The 420-nt window shown below is 60.5% G+C and carries 1 protein-coding gene; it reads left to right on the forward strand.

Annotated features, from left to right (window positions below):
- The coding region (locus GR197_RS31545; protein WP_164016628.1) for a hypothetical protein at positions 1-420 on the forward strand (420 nt) is incomplete at both ends.

Genomic DNA, 420 nt, shown 5'->3' on the forward strand with positions numbered 1-420 from the left:
GATCTCGACCTGGGTCTTGACGGGCCGTTGCTTGGGCGATTGACGGAGTCAGAAAAGTCGGTCGTCTCTTTCAGGCTCGTTTCTTCGAAAGACGATTCCTCCGAACTGCAGGCCGTCGATTCCGTCGTTGATCTTCTTCCGCGCAACCAGTGGGGAGGCCTTTCATCCCTTCCTTACATGGCGGCGGCATTCGTCCAGCCTAACGATCCAGCGATCGAGCGCGTCCTCAAGCAGGCCGCTGATATTTTGCGAAAGGCGGGCAAGTCGGGCGCGATCAATGGTTACCAAGAAGGCGCCCGGCGCGCGTGGGAGCTCGCATCTGCTATCTGGAGCGCCATTGGCGCGATGGGGCTGGACTACGCTGTGCCGCCCGCCAGTTTCGAGCAACAAGGCCAGAAAGTCCGTGGCCCCGGCCAGATT

Origin of the sequence: Rhizobium phaseoli (assembly GCF_010668805.1) — a bacterium.
Taxonomy (GTDB): Bacteria; Pseudomonadota; Alphaproteobacteria; order Rhizobiales; family Rhizobiaceae; genus Rhizobium; species Rhizobium phaseoli_A.